Annotated in this window: 17 protein-coding genes; 11 read left to right on the plus strand and 6 right to left on the minus strand. The window is 70.9% G+C overall.

All coding sequences use genetic code 11. From position 1 onward, the window contains the following. Positions 1-7: 7 nt before the first annotated feature. Entirely contained in the window at positions 8-916 is a 909-nt protein-coding gene (locus KGD87_RS29560; protein WP_284664297.1) for a peptidoglycan-binding protein, read from the minus strand. 527 nt (positions 917-1,443) lie between these two features. Here KGD87_RS29560 and htpX point away from each other — a divergent pair. The 4 genes from htpX (at position 1,444) to KGD87_RS29580 (ending at position 7,074) form a co-directional block, all read left to right on the plus strand. Next, positions 1,444-2,361 (plus strand): protease HtpX, encoded by a 918-nt coding sequence (gene htpX / locus KGD87_RS29565; RefSeq protein WP_163782782.1) that lies wholly within the window; start codon positions 1,444-1,446, stop codon positions 2,359-2,361. Positions 2,362-2,560: 199 nt separating this feature from the next. Next, a complete protein-coding gene (locus KGD87_RS29570; protein ID WP_284664298.1) occupies positions 2,561-3,895 on the plus strand; it encodes a porin in 1,335 nt (444 codons plus the stop codon). Positions 3,896-4,080: 185 nt separating this feature from the next. Further along, positions 4,081-5,760, plus strand: coding sequence for a LysM peptidoglycan-binding domain-containing protein (locus KGD87_RS29575; protein WP_284664299.1), 1,680 nt, complete (start codon positions 4,081-4,083; stop codon positions 5,758-5,760). 150 nt (positions 5,761-5,910) lie between these two features. Beyond that, positions 5,911-7,074: an ATP-grasp domain-containing protein gene (locus KGD87_RS29580; protein ID WP_284664300.1), complete on the plus strand. Its 1,164-nt coding sequence runs from the start codon at positions 5,911-5,913 to the stop codon at positions 7,072-7,074. A gap of 9 nt (positions 7,075-7,083) precedes the next feature. Here the strand turns inward: KGD87_RS29580 and KGD87_RS29585 are convergent, their stop codons facing one another. Continuing rightward, positions 7,084-7,656 carry a DUF2378 family protein gene (locus KGD87_RS29585; RefSeq protein ID WP_176420135.1) on the minus strand — a complete coding sequence of 191 codons (573 nt, stop codon included), beginning with the start codon at positions 7,654-7,656 and terminating at the stop codon, positions 7,084-7,086. Between the two features lie 10 nt (positions 7,657-7,666). Then, positions 7,667-8,440: an alpha/beta hydrolase gene (locus KGD87_RS29590; RefSeq protein ID WP_163782777.1), complete on the minus strand. Its 774-nt coding sequence runs from the start codon at positions 8,438-8,440 to the stop codon at positions 7,667-7,669. Positions 8,441-8,571: 131 nt separating this feature from the next. Here KGD87_RS29590 and KGD87_RS29595 point away from each other — a divergent pair, with 131 nt between their 5' ends. The 7 genes from KGD87_RS29595 to KGD87_RS29625 all read left to right on the plus strand — a co-directional run bounded on the left by KGD87_RS29595 (position 8,572) and on the right by KGD87_RS29625 (position 17,363). Beyond that, the gene (locus KGD87_RS29595) at positions 8,572-8,763 is read left to right on the plus strand and encodes a hypothetical protein (protein ID WP_163782776.1); all 192 of its coding nucleotides are present in this window, start codon (positions 8,572-8,574) and stop codon (positions 8,761-8,763) included. A gap of 74 nt (positions 8,764-8,837) precedes the next feature. Then, on the plus strand, positions 8,838-10,967 hold the full coding sequence (locus tag KGD87_RS29600; protein ID WP_502887966.1) for a hypothetical protein: 2,130 nt from the start codon (positions 8,838-8,840) through the stop codon (positions 10,965-10,967). Positions 10,968-10,993: 26 nt separating this feature from the next. Next, positions 10,994-12,805, plus strand: coding sequence for a lamin tail domain-containing protein (locus tag KGD87_RS29605; protein ID WP_284668707.1), 1,812 nt, complete (start codon positions 10,994-10,996; stop codon positions 12,803-12,805). After that, a complete protein-coding gene (locus KGD87_RS29610) occupies positions 12,805-13,278 on the plus strand; it encodes a thermonuclease family protein (protein ID WP_163787414.1) in 474 nt (157 codons plus the stop codon). The genes KGD87_RS29605 and KGD87_RS29610 overlap by 1 nt, the downstream gene beginning before the upstream one ends. Before the next feature lie 222 nt (positions 13,279-13,500). Next, positions 13,501-15,759 carry a PAS domain-containing sensor histidine kinase gene (locus tag KGD87_RS29615; protein ID WP_284664303.1) on the plus strand — a complete coding sequence of 753 codons (2,259 nt, stop codon included), beginning with the start codon at positions 13,501-13,503 and terminating at the stop codon, positions 15,757-15,759. Between the two features lie 69 nt (positions 15,760-15,828). Further along, positions 15,829-16,659: a hypothetical protein gene (locus tag KGD87_RS29620; protein WP_284664304.1), complete on the plus strand. Its 831-nt coding sequence runs from the start codon at positions 15,829-15,831 to the stop codon at positions 16,657-16,659. Positions 16,660-16,955: 296 nt separating this feature from the next. Next, positions 16,956-17,363: an arsenate-mycothiol transferase ArsC gene (locus tag KGD87_RS29625; protein ID WP_163786827.1), complete on the plus strand. Its 408-nt coding sequence runs from the start codon at positions 16,956-16,958 to the stop codon at positions 17,361-17,363. An 18-nt stretch (positions 17,364-17,381) separates the two neighbouring features. Here KGD87_RS29625 and KGD87_RS29630 read toward each other — a convergent pair whose 3' ends face one another. From KGD87_RS29630 to KGD87_RS29640, 3 genes are all read right to left on the minus strand, one after another. Next, positions 17,382-18,203, minus strand: a complete 822-nt coding sequence (locus KGD87_RS29630; protein WP_284664305.1) for a TonB family protein — start codon at positions 18,201-18,203, stop codon at positions 17,382-17,384. Positions 18,204-18,333: 130 nt separating this feature from the next. Next, positions 18,334-18,948 (minus strand): DUF938 domain-containing protein, encoded by a 615-nt coding sequence (locus tag KGD87_RS29635; protein ID WP_284664306.1) that lies wholly within the window; start codon positions 18,946-18,948, stop codon positions 18,334-18,336. 79 nt (positions 18,949-19,027) lie between these two features. Next, entirely contained in the window at positions 19,028-20,089 is a 1,062-nt protein-coding gene (locus KGD87_RS29640; RefSeq protein ID WP_284664307.1) for an ATPase, T2SS/T4P/T4SS family, read from the minus strand. Between the last annotated feature and the right edge of the window lie 351 nt (positions 20,090-20,440).

Here is a 20,440-nt window from a genome sequence, read left to right on the forward strand (position 1 = left end):
TCCTGTGTCAGGGCCGGTACTCCCAGTGCCAGGGCTCGGACGGGACGGTGCGCACGAAGCCGTAGTTCTTCGCGTTGTTGGCCAGCCACCGGTACGTCGAGGTGCCAGTGCCGCCCGTGTTGATGTCCACCGCGATGCCGCCCTGGTGGTTGGAGTAGCCCGGAGGCGCGGCCAGGTTGCCCGTGCCGTTCTTGTACGCGCGGTACAGCGCTTCCTGCTCCGCCATGCTGCGGAAGCCGCTGTTCACCTTCAGGGTGATGCCCTGCGCCCGCGCCGCCGCGTGCATGCGGTTGAACGCCGCCGCCGCGTCCGAGCGCATCTCCTTGCCGTTCGGGACGGGCGAGAGCGAAATCTGCCGCGGCTGCCCGTTCACATAGCCCGTGACGACCCGGCCGCCACCGCCGCCGCCCGGGTTGGTGACGGGGCCCTGCACGTTGATGCCCAGCTTGTCCCACGTCTTGGGCCCGACGATGCCGTCCGCCACCAGACCGCGGGACTGCTGGAAGGCCTTCACCGCCGACAGCGTCTGGGGACCGAACACGCCGTCCGCCGAACCCGACTTGAAGCCCAGCACGTTGAGCCGCTGCTGGAGCGCACGCACCGGCTCACCCCGCGCGCCATTGCGCAGCGTGGGGCCCGAGCCGCCCGCTCCGCCCGCCGCGTTGAGCGCGCTCCACGTCTTGGGCCCGACGACGCCGTCGACCTGGAGCCCGCGCGCACGCTGGAAGGCCTGCACCGCTGCCTGCGTCTTCGGACCGAACATGCCGTCCGACGCCCCCGGATTGAAGCCCGCGGCCCGGAGCTTGTTCTGGAGCTGCGTCACGGCCGCGCCGCGCGCGCCACTGCGCAGCGTGGGCGAGGCGGAACGGGACGCGCTGCTGGACGCAGCAGCGGAGGTGCGGGCAATGGCTACCATGGGGGGACTCTTCCCTGAGAAGAAGAATGGAGTTGGACCCATTTTCCCAACCGCTCAAAGAAAGTTGCCTGGGATTCCGTCAAATCCGCGTGTCAATCCATGCGAGCGCTCATGATTGAGCTGCATTTCATGGCGCGACGGAAAAGTTGCGCCAAGGTGACAGTGGGCAGATGGGACTCGCGGCATTCATTGTTGTTGGAATTCTCTGCCTTCGTCGTCTGGTTTGTCATTGACTGACATGGGTGTGGCGGGGTCGCAGACAAGGCGCGCAGGTCGCACCCCTGGCGTGAAGCGGCACGGGCAAGCCCCCGGTCCACCGCCCGGCGGCCAATCAGGCTTGACGGGAAAACGCCCGGGAAGGCCGTTTCATAGAGAAAATCTCAGGTTCCTGAAGGAACAACCTTGGGAAGTGCCCCGCCGGCAGGCTGTTCTAGTCCGGTAGGGACAATAAATGGCCGAGGAAGCTTGCATTCGTCCCGCGCTGCTGAATGTTGTCCCCAAGGTTTTTTCTAGGGAGAGAGAGCGTCATGAAGGGAAGCTTCGCCAAGCGCATCACACTGTTCGTACTGACCAACCTCGCGGTGGTCGCGATGCTGGCGATCGTCGGGCAGCTCATCGGGGTGGAGAACCTGCTCGCCCGCCGCGGGGTGGGGCTGAACCTGCCGGGCTTGCTCATCATGGCGGCGGTGATGGGCTTCGGCGGCGCCATCTTCTCGCTGCTCATCTCCAAGTGGATGGCGAAGTGGAGCACGGGGGCGAAGGTCATCACGGCGCCGCGCTCGGAGGACGAGCGCTGGCTGCTGGAGACGGTGCGCCGGCTGGCCCGCGACGCGGGCATCGGCATGCCCGAGGTGGCCGTCTACGACAGCCCGGACATGAACGCCTTCGCCACGGGCGCCAGGCGCAACAGCGCCCTGGTCGCGGTGTCCACCGGCCTGCTCCATGGCATGAAGCGGGACGAGGTGGAGGCCGTGCTCGGCCACGAGGTGGCCCACGTGGCCAACGGTGACATGGTGACGCTCACGCTGCTGCAGGGCGTGCTCAACACCTTCGTCATCTTCCTCAGCCGCGTGGTGGGCTTCTTCGTGGACCGCTTCCTCAGCCGCTCCGAGGATGGCGAGGAGAGCAGCGGCTCGGGTCCGGCCTACTTCATCACCAGCATCGTGCTCCAAATCGTGTTCGGTATCGGCGCCAGCATGATTGTCGCCTGGTACAGCCGCCGGCGTGAGTTCCGCGCGGATGACGGCGGCGCGCAGCTGGTGGACCCGGGCGCCATGGCGCGGGCGCTCAACCGGCTGCGCATGCAGCAGGGCGAGCCGGCGATGCTGCCGTCCAACATGCAGGCGTTCGGCATCCGGGGCGGCGGGATGATGGCGCTCTTCTCCAGCCACCCGCCGCTGGAGCTGCGCATCCAGCGCCTGATGGACGGCAGCTGGAAGCGCTGACGCGAGCGCGGCGGTGACACCGGCGCATGTCACGAATGAGTGACATGCGCCGGGCTGTTCTGTGACACGGCGAAGCGGCCCGTGACGGTGAGGCAACAACCCGGGCCCGTGCGTTGCGGCAGTGCATTCCGTCCTGTAACGGGAGCGCAAACTCGAGCCCGGGCGCGCTTTCGCGCCTTGCTGGCAGTTCCGCGCCGTCATGACCTCCACTGCTTCGTTCCGCGCTGCTCTCCAGGTCCTGTTGTCCGGCTCCGCGCTGCTCCTGGCGCCCCTTGCCCACGCGCGGCAGGAGGAGGCCGCGGCCCCGTCCGCCACCGAGCCGTCTTCCGCTTCCGAGCCCACGCCGACGGCGGTCCCCGAGGCCGCGCTGCCCGAGCCGGAGGCGAAGCCCGAGGCTGAGAAGAAGGAGCAGGCCTGGTACGAGCGCATCCGCATCCGGGGCTACACGCAGCTCCGCTACAATCGGCTGCCCAGCTTCCGGGTGAATGACGCCCTGGTGAACGACCAGGGTGACCGCTTCCTCGGCAAGAACACCGGCTTTGGCATCCGGCGCGCGCGCCTGGTGCTGTTCGGTGACGTCCATGACCGCGTGTCCATCTACCTCCAGCCGGACTTCGCGTCGGTCATCGGGGACCAGTACAACGTCACCATCATACGGGACTGGTACGCGGACATCTTCCTGGACGCGAAGAAGGAGTTCCGGCTGCGCGTGGGCCAGTCCAAGGTGCCGTTCGGCTTCGAGAACCTCCAGTCCAGCCAGAACCGCCTCGCGCTGGACCGCAATGACGCCATCAACAGCGCCGTCAAAGACGAGCGCGACCTGGGCGTCTTTTTCTACTGGGCGCCCGCCGAAATCCGGAAGCGCTTCAAGTTCCTCGTCGACAACAACCTGAAGGGCTCGGGCGACTACGGCGTGGTCGGCTTCGGCGTCTACAATGGCCAGACGGCCAACCGCGCCGAGCGCAATGACACGCCGCATGGAGTCCTTCGCGTCACCTGGCCCTTCCTGTTCGGCTCGCAGTACGTGGAAGCGGGCGTGGGTGGCTACTACGGCCGCTTCGACCTCAATGCCTCGCCGCGTGACGGCGTGCCCTACGCGCTCGCCCGGGGCTCCGACATGGTGGACGCACGCGGCATCGTCAGCCTGGTCATCTACCCACAGCCGCTGGGCTTCCAGGCCGAGTTCAACCTGGGCCGCGGTCCCTCGGTGGGCGAGGGGCCCGTCGATGGCCTGCTCATCGACAGCCGCCAGCTCCGGGGTGGCTATGCGCAGCTCATGTACAAGCTGGACGGCGTGCTGGGCGTGTCCCTCATCCCCTACGTCCGGGGCACCCTCTATGACGGCGGCAAGAAGTTCGAGACGAACGCGCCGCTCTACGACGTGCGGGAGCTGGAACTGGGCGCCGAGTGGCAAATCAACAAGGCCCTGGAGCTGACGGGCACCTACCTCATCTCGGACCGCACCTCGTCCCGCTACCCGTACCTCCAGCAGCAGGGACACGTGACGCGCGTCCAGCTCCAGTTCAATTACTGAGCAACGCAGGCTGCCGCCGCGGGGTGTCAGTCACCACCCCGCGGCTGGTGCGTTGCGTCAGGGTTTGTTCAGGGGTACTGGATTTGGACGCTGAGGCTGTTGTTTCGCGGCTTGCGCAACTTTCGGACATTGATCCGGAAAATCATGGAGGCGTCTGACTTACTTCGCCCCCCATGGAGCCGTCGATGACTGGCAGCAACTCCTACCGAATCCGTCAGGGAGATACGCTCAGCGCCATTGCCCGGCGCAACAACACCAGCGTGGATGCGCTGGCGCGAGCCAACAACATCCAGAACCCGGACCGCATCCAGGCGGGCAGGACGCTCGTCATTCCGGGCGCCAGCGATGGGTTCGAGGCCAACGCGCCGCGTCCGATGCCGCGCCCGGCCAACCGCCCGGCGGAGACGCCACAGAACGGTGACAGCTTTGAGCCTGGCTCCGCGCAGGGCACCGTGGCGCAGGGCGTCACGCCGGCGGGCACGGCTGGGGTGTCTGGCACCCAGAATGGCTATCGCAACATCGACCTGACGGCCTTCCGCCAGGGCGGGACCAACTCCGAGTCCGCCATTGTCGTTGGCACCTCGGAAGGCAACCGCACGCCGAACGGTGGCTTCACGGCGAGCTTCGGGGGCCACACCGACCCGGGCAATGCCAGGCACAACCGCGGCTCGTTCTCTTATCAGGGGAGCGGCGCGAGCTCGCCGTCGCACGCGGACGAAATCTGGAACCGCGAGCTGGGCCGCGTCACGCCGCAGTACCAGCGCGCCGCCGAGCGCGCGGGCCTGGACCCGAACAACGCGCTGCTGGCCTCCACCTTCTACGACTTGCACACGCAGTCGCCCCGCGCGGCGCAGAACTTCCTCAACCGCGAGCTGCCCAGGCTGGCGCAGGATCCGCGTGGCGTGACGCCCGAGGCGCTGGTCGACGCGCGCGTGAATGCGTTCCGCAGGGACGACGGGCAGATCAGCGCCTCCGGCTTCAACCACGACGAGCAGCGCCTGCGCGCCGACCAGACGCGGCGTGAGACGGCGCTGGTCCGCGCCCTGGACGCGCGCGGCTACCGCGACGGCGGTGGCGCTGGCGCGGTCGAAAACGTGCCCATTCCGCGCCCGCGCCCGGAGAACCTCACGGCCGGCACCACCGAGCTGCCCGCCGAGGTGCCCATTCCGCGCCCGCGCCCGGAGAACCTCACGGCCGGCGCCACCGAGCTGCCCGCCGAGGTGCCCATTCCGCGCCCGCGCCCGGAGCACCTCACGGCCTCCAACACCACCGAGGGCGCGACGCCCACGGACCTGAACGACACGGCCGAAATCGCGCCCGCCGCGGACCGCCCGGCGGTGCAGACGGCCACGCCGTGGGTCAGCCAGTACAACGCGGCGAGGGTGGAGCGCGCCGGCGACAAGGCCTGCTTCCGCGCCGCGGTGGTGATGGCCGCGGGCGCTGGGGCCACCGTCACGGGGCCGAACAACCGCATCCAGGTGGCCACGGGTGATGACCCCAACGGCGGCGTCACGGTGGACGCCGCGGCGGCGCGCCGGGGCCGTGAGTACATCGACGGCCAGCTCGACGCGGGCAGGCCCGTCGTCGTGGGCGTGGACCACCGCTCCGGCCGGAACTCGGACAACGTGGACGGCATCACCGACCACTTCGTGGTGATTACGGGCCGCGGCACGGACGAGCAGGGCCGCACGTACTACACGTTCCACGACCCGGCGACGAACCACGAGCAGCGCGGCGCGGACACCAACCCCAACAACCGCTTCTACGTGGACCAGGACACCGGCAACCTCTACCGGGAGGGCCCCACCACGGGCAACGTCGTCCAGCGGCACTTCGAAGTGTCGATGGTCCGGCCGAACGCCTAGTCGTTCCGCCAGGTGACGGGCAGGGAGCTGGGAAGCCCTGATTCCAGGCGTCTCCGGGGCGGGAAGGAGTGACTTCCCGCCTCCGGGCGTTCAGTCAGGAACTGGGCGCGGGCGCGCGGCGCGTTATGGTCGCCTGTGCCCCGAGGAGCCATGAACTTCGTCTTCATCTCCCCCCACTTCCCTCCGCATTACTTCCACTTCATCTCCGCGCTGCGGGAGCGGGGCGTCACGGTCCTGGGCATCGGTGACGCGTCCTACGAGTCGCTCCGTCCCGAGCTGAAGGAGTCCCTGCACGAGTACTTCTTCATCCCCAGCCTGATGGACGAGGAGGCGCTCACCCGCGCGGCGGGCTACCTCACGTGGCGGCACGGCCGCATCCACCGCATCGACTCGCTCAACGAGTCCTGGCTGGAGGTGGAGGCGCGCCTGCGTGGGGACTTCAACGTGTCGGGCCTGCAGCCCGCGGACATCCACCGGCTGCGCTCCAAGTCCGGCATGGCGGAGGTGTTCCACGAAGCGGGCGTGCCGCACCCGGACCTCATCCGCGTCCGGGACGCCGCGCAGGTGAAGGCGTTCGCCGCGCGCGTGAGCTACCCGCTGGTGCTCAAGCCGGACGTGGGCGTGGGCGCCGCCAACACCTTCAAGGTGGCCAGCGACGCGGAGGTGGACGCGGCCCTGTCCCATCCGCTGCCCACCACCTACGTGGCGCAGCCCTTCGTGCGCGGCACCATCGTCACCTACGACGGCATCGTGGACCGGCACGGCGTCATCGTCTTCAGCCTCAGTCACGAGTACAGCGACGGCGGCATGGAGACGGTGGTGGAGCAGCGCGACATCTCCTTCTGGAGCCACAAGGAGATTCCCCCCGCGCTGGACGTGCTGGGCCGGCAGGTGGTGGCCGCCTTCGGCCTGCGCGAGCGCTGGTTCCACCTGGAGTTCTTCCGGCTGCCGGATGGCCGCTTCGTGGTGCTGGAGGCCAACCTGCGGCCGCCCGGCGGCTTCATGGTGGACATGATGAACTACACGTGTGACATCGACGTGTACCGGCTCTGGGCGCGGGTGGTGACGGGCGACCCGGTGGCGGACTTTCGCTTCACGCCGCGCTACCACGTCTGTCACAGCGCGCGCCGCAAGTCCCGCCGCTACCGGCACCCGCACGCGGACGTGGAGGCGAAGCTGGGCAGCTCGCTCATCCTCCACCGCGAGCTGCCGAGCATCTACCACAGCCTCCTGGGCGAGGAGATGTACCTCACCCGCCACACGGACATGGACGCCCTGCGGGACACGGTGCGCTTCATCCAGGACAAGGCCTGACGCGCGCGCTCAGCGCTCCGTCCAGGTGAGCTGGTAGGTGGTGCTGTCCGCGTCCTCGCGCAGGCGCGTCACGCGGGGGGACTCGGCGCCGCCCACGCGCAGCAGGGCTTCAAAGAGCGCCTCCGCGTAGCCGGGCGCGTTCAGCCGCGAGTTCATCCGCATGGCGTAGGTGGTGGGGCCCTGCTCCGTGAGCTCCACCTCCGTGTAGTTGTCGGTGGCGCGCAGCGTCTGCGGCAGGCGCTGCACCAGGCGGCGGGGGCCCAGGAGCCGCATGACGCCATACACCGCGCGGCCCACGACGGTGCGCCCGTAGCCCTGCACGTGGCGCTCGGCGAGCTGGCGGAAGGCGTCCTCCCGGGGCAGGCCCGGAAAGGTCTCCTCGACGATGACGTCCAGGCACTTCTCCCACAGGAGCACCGGGTAGCCCGGCAGCAGCGGCCGGTCCAGGTCGATGCCGGCCTGCCGCAGCCGGTGCTTGAGGCGGGGCGACACGCCGCCGCGCAGCCCGTGCTCGAGCAGGCCCTCCACCACCTGGACGTAGACGAGCCGCTGCTCCAGGGGAACCGCCCCGCGGTGCTTCATGTGCGGCGCCTCACCCCAGCAGCCAGCGCATGGCGGAGGGCAGCCGCCGCTGCCAGTCCCGCTCGTGGTGCCCGCCGTGTGGATCCAACACCAGCGCCAGCTCGTGGTCCGCGTAGCCCAGGTGCTTGAGGTGCTCGTAGAAGGCGCGCGTGGATTCGCCGTAGTAGACGGGCACGCCGCTGGCGTCCGTGTACTCGTGGGCGCCCGCGTCCAGGTAGATGCGCGTCCAGCGGCGGCTGTGCGCCGTCCATGCGCCGAAGAGCTGGTTGGCGCCCCACGTCACGGTGGGGGACAGGGCGCCAATCCGGCCGAACACCTCCGGATGGCGGCACCCGAGGTAGAGCGAAATCAGGCCCCCCAGCGACGAGCCCATGGCGCCCGTCCACCGCGGCTCCGGCCGGGTGCGGTAGGTGCGGTCCACCAGCGGCTTGAGGTGCTCCACCAGGAAGCGGGAGTAGGCCTCGCCGCGCGCGTGAATCGGGCTGCGCGGTTCATTCCACGGTGAATAGTCGTGCACGCGCCCCTCGCCCGAATCCACGGCGACGATGAGCCACGGCTCCAGGCTTCCCTCGCCCACGCCGTGCTCCAACGCGACGTTGGCGCACCAGGTCTCGAAGAGGGCGGATTCGGGGTGGGCGAACACGTTCTGCCCGTCGTGCATGTACAGCACGGGGAACCGATGGCCCGGCATCGCATCGTATGCGTGGGGGGTATAGACGCGCACGGTACGCGCGAAGCCCTCCTGGGGGGAGGGGAAGTCTCGGACGATGTGGACGTGGCCCATGGGAACCGGGTGCCAGCATACCTGGAGGCGGTGACAGGGCGGAAAGCGCTGGCCTCGGGGATGCACAGACGGCGGGCGGACCGCGGGGTGCTCCCATTCCGCGCTTAAAGCAGTTTAATCTGGAGTTCCGCATGGAGCTGGAACACCCGCATCTGGCAGTCCTCCTGCTCACCACCGAGAGCGACTTGCGCGAGGCGCGCGAGGCCTTGGATGGCAGCGAGGAGTCACGCCTTCGTTACGTCTCCGCCCAGAGCCGCGCGGAGGCCGCGTACTTCCTGGCGTCGGACCTGCTGGAAGTCGACCCGCGCATGGGCCGGGCCTGACGCGCGCGTCCCGCCTTTGGACGGCGCGTCCGCGTGCCGGACGGCCCGCATGCAGGGGGCTGCTGTAGGGAATCGTGGTCCCGGATATGCACAAGGCGCGGCGCGTGCGTCGGGTGCTCTGGGTGGGATGGTGTCTGGGGTGGTGGCTGGCGGCGGGCGCGCTGCCCGCGCATGCCGCGCCGTATGAAGTGGAGCCCGAGTCCGTGGGCGCGCAGGACCTGCTCGCGCTCGTGGAAGAGGGCGCCATCTCCGCCGAGACGTTCTCCGCGCTGCTGACCCTGCGGCGGACGGGCGTGGACCTGGGGCTGGCGTCGCGTGCCTCGCTCTACGGCTTGCCGGGGCTGACGTACTCGGACGTGGATGCGCTGCTGCGCTCTCGGGGAGGAGGCAGCGCCGCGGGTGGCGCTTTGACGGAGGCTGCGTCGCGGCGGCTCTCGCCCTTCCTGGACGTGCGGACGCCGGGGCGGCTGTCGGGTGACGCGCGGTTGATGATGGCCTTCGCCGCGTCGGATGGACTGCCGCCACCGCTGGCGTTGCAGGTCCGCGCGGGAGGGCTGGCGGGGCTTCGGGTGGGGCTGCTGACGTCGCTGGCCCGGCGGACGCTGGAGCCTCCGCGGTGGGATGCGCGGCGGCGTGCCTTCGTGGTGGAGGCGCCCGGGACTTCCGTCATGTTGCCCAAGCTGTACGTGCAGTGGACGGGCGCGCGCGCGTCGCTGCTGGCCGGGACGTACCGGCTGGGCTTCGGACAGCGGCTCACGCTGGACACCACGGCGCTGCCGTCGCCTGACGGCTTCCTGCCCGACGACAACCTGCGTCCTCCGGCGGGCTTGGAGCGCGCGTGTCTGGTGGGCGGGGCGGGTTGCGAGCCAGAGGAACGCCTGTCGGACGTCACCCCGGACTTCCGCTGGGACGAGGGCTTCCGGGGCATCGCGGGCACGGTGCGAGGCCCGCTGGGGACGGGGGCCGCGCTGTCGCTCACCGGCTTCGGCTCGTATCAGTCCCGCGCGCTGGCGCGGCATGCGGTGTTGGACCGCTCGCTGTGTTCGTCGTCTGGCCGTGGCGGCGTGTGCAAGGCGCCTGACGTCTGGGTGCGGGTGGCGGAGGGCCGGTGGGAGAAGCTCACGGCGCGGACGCTGCCGGGGATGTTCCAGGAGCTGGCGGGCGGTGGCAACGCGACGCTGGCGCTGTCGTCGCGGAGCCATGTCGGGCTCACCGGTTGGGTGGCTCGGCCCGTGTGGGGGCAGGAAGGGGCGAAGCTCGACTTTCAGCCCACCGCCCGCTACCCGGCGGGCGGTGCCTTTGGCGCCTTCGGGCTCGACGCCGCGTGGGGGCGTGGCGCGCTGGACGTCTTCTTCGAAGGCACACGCAGCTTCGATGCCGCGCCAGGGGGTGGCGGGGATTTTGGTGCGGTTCAGCGCACCGTGCTGTCAGGGGCGTCGCGCGAGCTGGAGCTGTCGCTGCGCTACTACGGGCGCGGTTTCGCCAACCCCTACAGCGGCGCGCCGTCAGGCCCGGATGCGCTGGAAGGCCTGCGCGTCCGCAACGAGCTGGGCGCCCGGCTGCGCTACCTCCACCGTGACGAAGGCGCGTGGCGGCTGCGGGGGCAGGTGGACGCCTGGACGCTGCCCGCGGATGGGGCGGCGGCTGGGAGCGCGGGCACGCTGCACGCGCGCGCCTCGGTGCGCGGGGACCTTCAGGTGCGGCCCTGGCTGCGGCCCTCGCTGCAGGTGGAGTTGCGCGACAATGGCGTGGGCGGAATGGGGGCGTGCGCGGATGGCTCGCGCTCCGAGCAGGAGGTGGAGGACCTGTGCGCCAGCGCGCGGTACGGCGTCACCGCCCGGGTGCGCTCCGACGTCGCGAAGGGGCTGACGATTTCGCTCCAGTACGGACATGCGCGCGTGCAGGCCCCGGAGACGAAGGGACTTCGTTACGACGCGCAGGCCGTGCTGGATGTCCGTGCCCAGCCGCTCGCGTCGCTGAAGTTGCATGGGCGGTTGGTGTGGAAGGACCAGGACGTCTCCGAGCGCAGCCGGCTCCAGCAGGAGCTGCGGACCGCGCTGGACGTCGCGTGGAGGGTGTCGAGCGCCGTGTCCGCCCGGGGCCGGTACGCGTGGGTGCTCGACTTGAAGGACGCGCGCGTGGCGCGTGTGCCGCCCGACCCGCCGCGCCACCTCTTCCACCTGGAATGGGAGACGCGCTTTTGACGAAGTTGAATATGAGGGGGCAGGGCATGAAGGGCTGGGGCAGGTACTTGGGGTGGGGCGGGTTGTTGGGGTTGGCGGGCGCATGGGCGTGTGGTGGGACGCCCCTGGACGGAGACGTGGACGCGGCGTGCGCGGGGCTGCTGCCCGGTGACGTCGTCATCACCGAGTACCTCAACGACCCGGTGGGGACGGACACGGGGCAGGAGTACGTGGAGCTGCACAACCCCACGCGCGCGCCCGTGGACCTGTACGGGCTGACGCTCTACGCGTCGCGCTCGGATGGCTCGCAGGAGAAGGCCTACGCCGTCATTGAGGAGCTGACGGTGGCGGCGGGGGACTCCGTGGTGCTGGGCGATGTGCGCGACGGACCGGTGCCCGCGCATGTCGACCATGCCTATGGCGACGGGCTGGGGGCGCTGGGGAACACGGGCGGACGGCTGGGCATTCGGTGCGGGGAGCGGGTGCTGGACGAGGTCCCGCTCTCCGCGCCCGCGAAGAGCGGGGTGTCGCGCATCTACGACGGCCGCCTGGTGCCGGACATGGCGGGGAACGACGACCTGGCCCGCTGGTGTGACTCGCCCGACGCGGGGGCCGGTGGGGCGTTCCAGGGCAGCCCTGGCGCCGCGAACGCGCCCTGTGGCCCCGTGGGTGACGCGGGCGTCCCGGAGGACGCGGGCGTGGTGGCGACGTGCAGGCCCGCGGGCGCCGGTGCGGTGAGGCCCGTCCTGCCGCCGGCGCCTGGAGACCTGGTCATCACCGAGGTCATGGCCAACCCGCGTGGCGACGACACGATGGGGGAGTGGGTGGAGCTGCGGGCCACGGCCCCCGTGGACCTCAACGGCGTGACGCTGGTCGCCGAGGCGGGTGAGGCGACCGTGAAGGCGGAGGGGTGCCTGTCGCTCGCGGCGGGGGAGTACGCGGTGCTGGCCCGCCGCACGGATGCCACCCTCAACGGAGGGCTTCCTCCGCCCGTGGCGACCTTCAGCATGGACCTGCGCAACGCGGGCGGCCGGCTGCAGGTGAAGGCCGGGGGCGTGGTGGTCGACGCGGCCGACTACAGTCTGGCGGTGGATGGCGTGGCCACGCAGGTGTCCGCGCCGCTCGCGGACGCTGTCCAGAATGACGCACCCTCCGCATGGTGCGCGGCCACGGCCGCCTATGGCTCGCGCGGCAACCAGGGGACACCCGGCCGTGGGAATCGTGTCTGTGAGGGAGACGCTGGCACGCCGGGCGGCGACGGCGACGGTGGAACCGCTGATGGCGGCGTGGATGCCGGGACGCTCGAGGACGGATGTATTGACCGGACCACCGGGAGGACTCGGGCGCGCAGGGTGCCTGATGCGGGCTCGCTCGTGCTCACCGAGTTCATGGCGGACCCCCAGGCGGTGGCGGACGCCACGGGGGAGTGGGTGGAGGTGCTCGCGCTGCGCGACGTGGACCTCAACGGGGTGTCGCTGTCCAACGAAGGCGGGGGCCGCTCGACGTTCGACTCGGCGCTGTGTCTGGCCGTCAGGGCTGGAGGCCGGGCGGTCCTGGCGCGCAGTGAGGATGTGTCCCGCAATGGCGGGCTGCCCGCGGTGCTCGGCACCTTCAACTTCAACCTGGCGAATACGGCGGGCAGCCGGAAGCTCCAGCTCTCGGTGGAAGGCCGCGTGCTCGACGATGTGTCGTGGACGGGGGCGGCCATCCCAGGTGTGTCCTCGCAGCTCGACCCCGGGCGCGGCGACCCGCAGCGCAATGACTGGCCCGGGAGCTTCTGCCCCACGCCCGAGTCGGCCCGTTATGGCCGGGGCGACCGGGGCACGCCGGGAGGGGTGAACCGCTCATGCGCGCTTTGATGAAAGGCGCGGTGGCCTGCTTGCTGGCTGCCTGTGGTGGGGGGGACGCGGACGTCGCTTGCGGCCCCGCTTCGGGACGCGTGGCGGAGGTCCTGGATGGGGACACGGTCGTCCTGGAGAGCGGTGAGCGTGTCCGCTACCTGCTCGCGGATGCACCGGAGCGCACGGGGGCGGGCGGTGACTGCTTCGGTCCGGAGGCCCATGCCTTCAACCGGGGACTCGTCGACGGCAGGCGGGTGACGCTGACCTATGGCGAGGCGTGCGAGGACCGCTTCGGTCGGCTCCTTGCCTACGTGTCCGTGGACGGCCGGGAGGTGAACACGCTGTTGGTGGAGAGAGGCCATGCCTGCGTGCTCCACGTTCCTCCCGCGGGCCGTTCGAGGCGCGCGGAGTTCGAGGCCCTGGAGGCGCAGGCCCGGCTGGCGAGGCGCGGCGTCTGGGGGGCTTGCGCGCCCGTGCCCTGTCAGCGGTGAAGCCCCTGACGGACGCGGCGCCAGCGTGGCCGCCTCTTCCACGAGGCATCCTCCGAGCCTGACTCGGAGACGGGCAGCCCGGCCGGGGGAAGGGAAGTATCCCAAGTGGTAGCAGCCACGCGCGGCCCGCATGGTGAGGGTGGGCGTTCCTGGCTGGGAGGCTGGTGAGGACATGCCAGGGCAATCATCGACCACGACGGCGCGCGCATGAGCCCACGCGTCATGGCGACGCTCACGCTGCCGGATGCGCTGGAAGTCCTGAGGGAGGACATCACCCGGCGCTGGCTGGCGGGGGTGGGCGCCGCGCTCGGGGCGCTCGCTCCCCTGGCGAGCACGGAGGCGGGGGGACTCCACACGCTCGTGGGGCGGCTGGGGGCGCTGCTCCGAATCCACTCCACGGAGGAGCGGCTGGCGGAGGCCCGCGCTCTGGGCCGCGCGCATGGCCGTGAGCGCTACCTGGCGGGCTTCGGCATCAGCGCGCTGGTGGTCGAGTACGGCGCGCTGCAGGAGGCCATCCTCGAGAGCCTGGAGTCCGTGGGCTGGGTGCCCGAGCTCGCGGGACTGCGCGCGCTGGCCCAGGTGCTCGACGCGGGGCTGGCGGAGGCGGTGGGCCAGTCCTCCCTGGAGGACGAGCGCACCGCCCGCGCCACGGGGGCCTGGCTGCATCAGTTGCTCGACCACGCGCCGACGGTCATCTACGCCAAGGACATGGCGGGCCGGTACCTCTACGTGAACCACGGCTTTGAAAAGACCTCCGGCAAGCTCCGGCGCGATGTGGTGGGGCACACCGACTTCGACCTGTTCTCCCCGGAGGTCGCCGGCACCTTCTCTGGCAGTGACCGGCAGGTGCTGGACTGCGGCCAGCAGCTCACCATCGACGAGTACGTGCCGCTCCCCGACGGGCCGCGCGTCTTCCAGACCCTCAAGTTCCCCCTCCCGGATGCGCAGGGGCGCGTCGTTGGGGTGTGTGGCTTCTCCACGGACTTCACCGAGTCGAAGCGGCTGGAGCGCGAGCGGGACGAGGCCCGTGAGCACCTGCGCCGCATCGTCACCCAACTGCCCGTCGTCCTCTGGGCCACGGATGCGCAGGGCATCATCACCCTCTTCGAGGGCGAGCGGCTGAGCGCGCTGGGACTGGAGCGAGGCGCCTACGTGGGGCGCTCCGCGTTCGACGTGTACCGCGACCGGCCGGACCTCGTGGCCGCCACGCTGCGCGCCCAGGAGGGACAGTCCTTCACCCTGGAGGTGGAGATGGCGGGCTCCTATTTCATGACAGGCATCTCACCCGTCATCGGGCCCGACGGCAGCGTGATGAGCGTGGCGGGCGTGTCGCTGGACATCAGCGAGCGGCGGCGCGCCGAGGAGGTGCTGCGCCAGTCGGAGCTGCGCTACCGGCTGGCCACGCTGGCGACCAGCGACGTCATCTATGACTGGGACCTGGACGCGGGGACCATCGAATGGAGCGAGCTGGCCGCCGTCCAGTTCCGGCTGCCCCCGGGCGTCCCGCGGCGGGACATCGAATGGTGGACGGAGCACATCCATCCGGAGGACCGCGAGCGGATTGCCCAGGACATGCGGACCGTCATCGACCAGGGCGCGAGCCATTGGACGGACGAGTACCGCTTCCTGCGGGGGGACGGCACCTGGGCCGTCATCTCCGACCGGGGGCAGGTGATCCGGAACGCGGAGGGCCACGCGGTGCGCATGGTGGGCGCCATGCAGGACATCACCGAGCGGCGGGCCACGGAGCTGGAGGCGAAGCGGCGCGCGGAGTTCGAGCAGCTCCTCATCGGCATCGTCAGCCACGACCTGCGCAATCCCCTCTCCGCCATCAGCATGTCCGCCACCGCGATGCTGCGGCGGGAGGGCCTGGATGAGCGGCTCCGCAAGGGACTGGGCCGCATCCTCTCCAGCGCCGAGCGCGCCACGCGCATGCTGAGGGACTTGCTCGACTTCACGCAGGCCCGGCTGGGCGGTGGCATTCCCATGGAGCCCCGGTGGCTGGACCTGCACGAGCTGACACGGCAGGTGGTGGAGGAGGTCCGGCTCGCCCGCCCGGAGCGGAGGCTGGAGCTGGAGTGCCGGGGAGACGGTCATGGGCTGTGGGACGCGGACCGGCTGGCGCAGGTCATCACCAACCTGGTCAACAACGCGCTCAGCTACAGCCCGGAGCACTGCCCGGTGCGCATCCGCACGCAGGGGCTGCGTGACGACGTGCTGCTGACCGTCCACAACTCGGGCGGGCCCATTGCCCCGGAGCTTCGGACCTGCCTGTTCGAACCGATGAAGCGCCCGGAGCGAAAGGGCGCCCGGGGCGGGCTGGGGCTGGGCCTCTTCATCGTGAAGCACATCGTGGATGCCCACGGCGGCGTGGTCCGCGTCCACTCCACGGAGCAGGAGGGCACCACGTTCCAGGCCCGCCTGCCCCGCCAGCCCGCGCAGCTCGCTCGCCCGGGCGTCGAACGCTCCGTGACACCGTGACGCTTGCTCCAGGGGGCCCGGCCCGGCTAGCACAGGGTCCGTGGTGACACGTCTTCCCTGGAGGGTTTCATGAAGAAGGTCCTCATCGGATTGGGCATCGGCTGCGGTGTCTTCATCCTGGCGGGCATTGGCTTGATGCTGGCGGGTGGCATCTGGGCCAAGAACAAGTTCGGCGGCAGCATCGAAGCCGTGCAGGCGATGCAGGCCCAGGAGCAGGAGCTGACGCAGCTCAACGCCAGCAATCCGTTCAAGGCGCCTCCGGAGGGGCAGGTGCTGCCGCTGGACGAGCAGCGGCTGCTGGCCTACCTGACGGTGCGTGAGTCGGCGCTGCCGGCCTTCAAGGCCTTCGAGGTGAAGTCCAAGGAGTTCGAGGCCGAGCACGCGGGCGACGGTGACGAGAAGCCGGGTTTCAACGCGGCCATGGACGCCGCGGGTCTCTTCATGGGGCTGATGGCGGACGTGCGCAAGGCGTACATCGCCGGCCTCAAGGCGCAGGGGATGTCGCCCGCCGAGTTCCAGAGCATCACCACCACCGTCTATGCCTCCATGGTGGCTGACAGCCTGGACCAGCTTGGCGCCGCGGCGGAGCAGGGCCGGAAGATGATGACGACGCAGCTGGCCGAGGTCGACAAGCGGCTGGCGGATGATTCGCTCTCCGACGCGGAGCGCGCGCAGCTGGAGGAGGCCCGGGCGCAGCTCCAGGAGACGCTGGACTCGATTGAGGAGACCCGCGCGAACGAGGAGCAGCCGCTGTCCGAGGAATCCAAGAAGGCGGCCGCCGCCAACGTGGCGCTGCTGAAGAAGCACAAGGAGCGCGTGGAGCTGATGGCCAACGTGGCCTTCGACGGCTTCGTGCTGGGCGGCGCCGGCGCGGACGGTCAGGCCGCGGGCCTGGAGTAGCCGCTCCGCCGTGTCATGGGCGTTCCCGGCCCAGTCCTCCCGTTCCACGGGGGCGCCGGGCCGGGACGCCGCCGCAGCGGATGCCTCCCGGTTGCGCGCCGCGTTGCAGTTGCAGGCGTTTTTCACATGCGCAATGGATTGCGCCCGCCAAAGGTAGGCGTGTGTGGCCTTTCGTCCGCCCGGCCACTCCCTTTGCGGCCAGCCGTCCGTGAGATATGCAAGCGATTGAACACACCGAAAGTCGCTTCGCGCGTGGAGGGGCGCGTGAACCTTTGAGGAATGGAGTTGGACGTCTGATGAACAAGGTCATCTTCGCCTGTGTACACAACGCTGGCCGCTCGCTGATGGCGGAGGCGTTCTTCAACGTGATGGTAGACCCCCAGAAGGCGCGCGCCGTCTCCGCGGGGACGCAGCCTGGCGACAAGGTGCATCCCGAAGTGCTCGCGGCGATGCGGGACATTGGCATCGACCTGCACGACGTGAAGCCCCGCCTGCTCACGGACGACCTGGCCCAGGACGCGCAATGGCTCATCACCCTGGGATGTGGCGAGGCCTGTCCCCAGGTGCCGGGGCTCCAGCGCGAGGACTGGCCGCTGGAGGACCCCAAGGACAAGTCGGATGTCCTGGTCCACCGCATCCGCGACGAGCTGGCCGCCCGCGTGGCCGGACTGCTGGAGCGCGAAGGGTGGATGCGCGCGGGCTAGCGCGGCCCGCACGCGCGCTCATCGCAGGTGGTAGTTGAAGGGCAGCTCGACGGTGACCCGGTCGCCGAGCGCCGGGGGCGGCGGTGGAAAGGGCGCGGCGCGCCGCACCGCCTCCTGCGCGGCTTCGCACAAGAGGCGGTGGGGGCAGGGGCCCAGCACCCCCAGGGCCACCAGTTGACCCTGCACGCCCACGGAGATGCGCAGCACCAATGACCCTTCGATGCCCGCCATCCGCGCCTCGTGGGGGTAGGGCACGTCCTCGAAGCGGTCGCGGAACATCTGTTCGAAGTAGCGCCGGGCCGCGTCCTCGCGGTTGTCGGAGGCCGTGGCGGGCGGCGGCTCCACGAGCAGCCCCGGGAAGCCCGGCCCCAGGGCGCGCTGGGTGATGCCCGCCACGGCGCGGCCCGCCAGGCTGTCACGGCCGTGGGCTGGGATGCCGGCGGGGCGCCCGACGGACAGCGGCTCCGCGGGTTCGGGGGGGCGTGGTGCCGCGGCGGTGCGCGCCGGCGTGGGCGCGCGCAAGGGCCGAGGCCTGCGCGCGGTCCGGGGGCGAGGGGCCACGGGGGCCGTCCCGGTGAGCTCCCCCACGGGCGCCGAAGGCGGCCTGGCGGTCAGCCGGAGCACGAGGACCTCTCCCCGGGTGGTTTCGCCTTCGAGCCGTCGCGGCAGGCCGTGCCACAGCGAGGCCGCGCCGAAGAGCGCCGCGGCGTGCAGACCGACGGCGGCCAGCACCAGCACCAGCGCGCGTTGACGGCTCCGGGCGCCTGTCACGTTGCCAGGGAGGGCCGAGGCGAACAGCACGGCCTCCGGCGCGCGGGCCCTCGCTGGTGCGTCCGGCATGGTGTTCCCCCTGTCCCGCCCACGTCTCGCCACGGGATGGGGTAGTGGCGTGCGTGCCGGGCGTGAAGGGGGCCTGCGCCGCGGGCGTGTGCGGCGGTCCGCACTCCGCCGGCGCGGTGTCGGGCGGCCTTCAGTGTGGGGACACCGGGGGACGGGGTTTGCGGAAGAGCACGGTGAGGTTGTTGCTGGGCATGTCCACCACGCGCTCGCGCTCCAGGCCATGCAGGGCGGCCTCGGCGGTGACGGCTTCCAGCGACCGCACGCCCCACGCCGGATTCCTGGCGCGAAGGGAGGCGTCGAACGCCAGGTTGCTGGGAGCCGTCTCGCGGCCCTCGACGAAGTAGGGGCCGTACAGGACGAGCAGCCCGCCGGGAGACAGCGCCCGGCCTGCGCCCCGCATCAGCCCCTGGCAGGCCGCCCAGGGGGCGATGTGAATCATGTTCACGTTGAGGATGACGTCCGCGTTCGCCTCCGGCCAGGACTCCGCGCTCGCGTCGAGCCGGCGCGGCGGCAGCAGGTTGGGCGGGCCCTCCTCGGCGCGCCACGCCTCGATGCTCTCCAGCGACTCCGCGTCCACGTCGGTGGGCTGCCAGACGAGGTGGGGCAGGGCGCGGGCGAACCAGGCCGCGTGTTGCCCCGTGCCGCTGGCCACCTCCAGCACCCTGCCGGAGGCGGGGAGGACTTCGCGGAGGACGGCGAGCAGGGGCTCGCGATTGCGTTCCGTGGCCGGGGCGTGACGCTTCATCCCTTGGGGTTTCGCACATCCGCCGCGTTCCACGCGAGCGCCAGGTGGCTGCCTGCGTGGGCCAGCGGACGCACGGCGTTCAGTCAGGCCGCCAGCGCTCGACGCGGCCCGGGCCTGTCCCATCCTCCACCACGCGGTACAGCGCCATCGTGCGTGCGCCGGACGGTGCGTCCACGGTGTGATGGACGAGGAGCGGCGCCACGGAAACGTCGGGAAGCGCGGCGCGCACCCGCTGGAGCGCGGCCTCGGGCGTCTGGGCCTCGAGCACGCCCGCCGTTGCGTGCCCTGTCAGCGACGCGTTGATGAGCATCCGCAGCTCCTCGTCCGTGCGGACCTCGTCCGCGAACACCACGTCCGGGTCCTGCCTCAGGAACGCGCGGAGCGTGCCCTCCATCGTCTTCTCATCTCCAGGCTGGACGATGCCGAAGCGGAGGTCCGTGGCGCGGGGCGTCTCCAACGCGGCCATCCCGCGCACACCATCCGGGAGTGCCTCGATGGCCGCGTGGAGCGACGTCGTCCGCCCCGAGCCACGCGCGCCGGTGAAGAGCACCCCCTGCCCCTGGAAGAGCGAGTCGAGCTGGAGGAAGCGCTCCGACAGGAAGCCGGACTCCTCGGCGGACAGGGGCAGCGAGGCGAACGAGGGGAACGCGTCCCGCGTCCGCCGGTCCCGGGCCACGGAGATGACCCACGGGCCCAGCGCGCCCGGCTGGAAGAGGACCCGGAACTCCACCTCCGGGCTGCTGGCCTCGAACGGGAACGGCACACTGCCGCGGTCGGGCCGCCGGGCATCGGCGCCGCGTTTCGCGAGCGCCGCCATGGCCTCCGTGAGCGGCCTGTGGAGCGACAGGTCCAGGGCGTGCCGCACCCCGCGCTTCTCCGCGCCGAGCAGCCCCGGCCGCGCCGAAGTGTCGGGGACGTCATAGAAGAGGCTGATGCCCGCGGCGTCCTGCCCGTCTTCGAGCGTGTCCGCCCACACCGAGAAGTGCGCGGCCCGCGTCTGCCCGGCGATGGCGTAGAGCGCCCGCGCGGCTTCATCGAAAGTCCGCGCCACGGGCGGCGTGGCCACGGAGCGGTCCTCCCGGGCCAGCGTTTCGAGCAGTCCTGCAATCACGGCGGAGATGGGCGGAGGGGGCGGACTCATGGTGTGACTCCGATGCGGAGACGGCCGACTCTCTCACGGGACACGTTCCGGACGGAGGCCGCGGAGACGCGGGCACGCCCGCGCACCGCCCTGGGGAGCGAGTGGGCGGAGCGGGGCGTGGGCCTCCTGCCATGACTCCGGGTCCGGGTCCGGCCTGGAAGGAACGTTCCGTCCACGCCCGTCTGTTTCCCACCCGGCAATTCCCCGCCCCCCCCGGGCCGAGCGGGAGTGGCGTCCCCAGAGGGCCCTTGGGGGGTACATTGGGGGCATGGTTCCACGGCAGGTGGACGGCTCGGGCGTTATCTCTGGCGTTACCGTCTCCCAAAGAGGAAAGTTCACCCAGGGCTCCCC

Source organism: Myxococcus sp. SDU36, from assembly GCF_030168875.1.
Taxonomy (GTDB): domain Bacteria; phylum Myxococcota; class Myxococcia; order Myxococcales; family Myxococcaceae; genus Myxococcus; species Myxococcus vastator.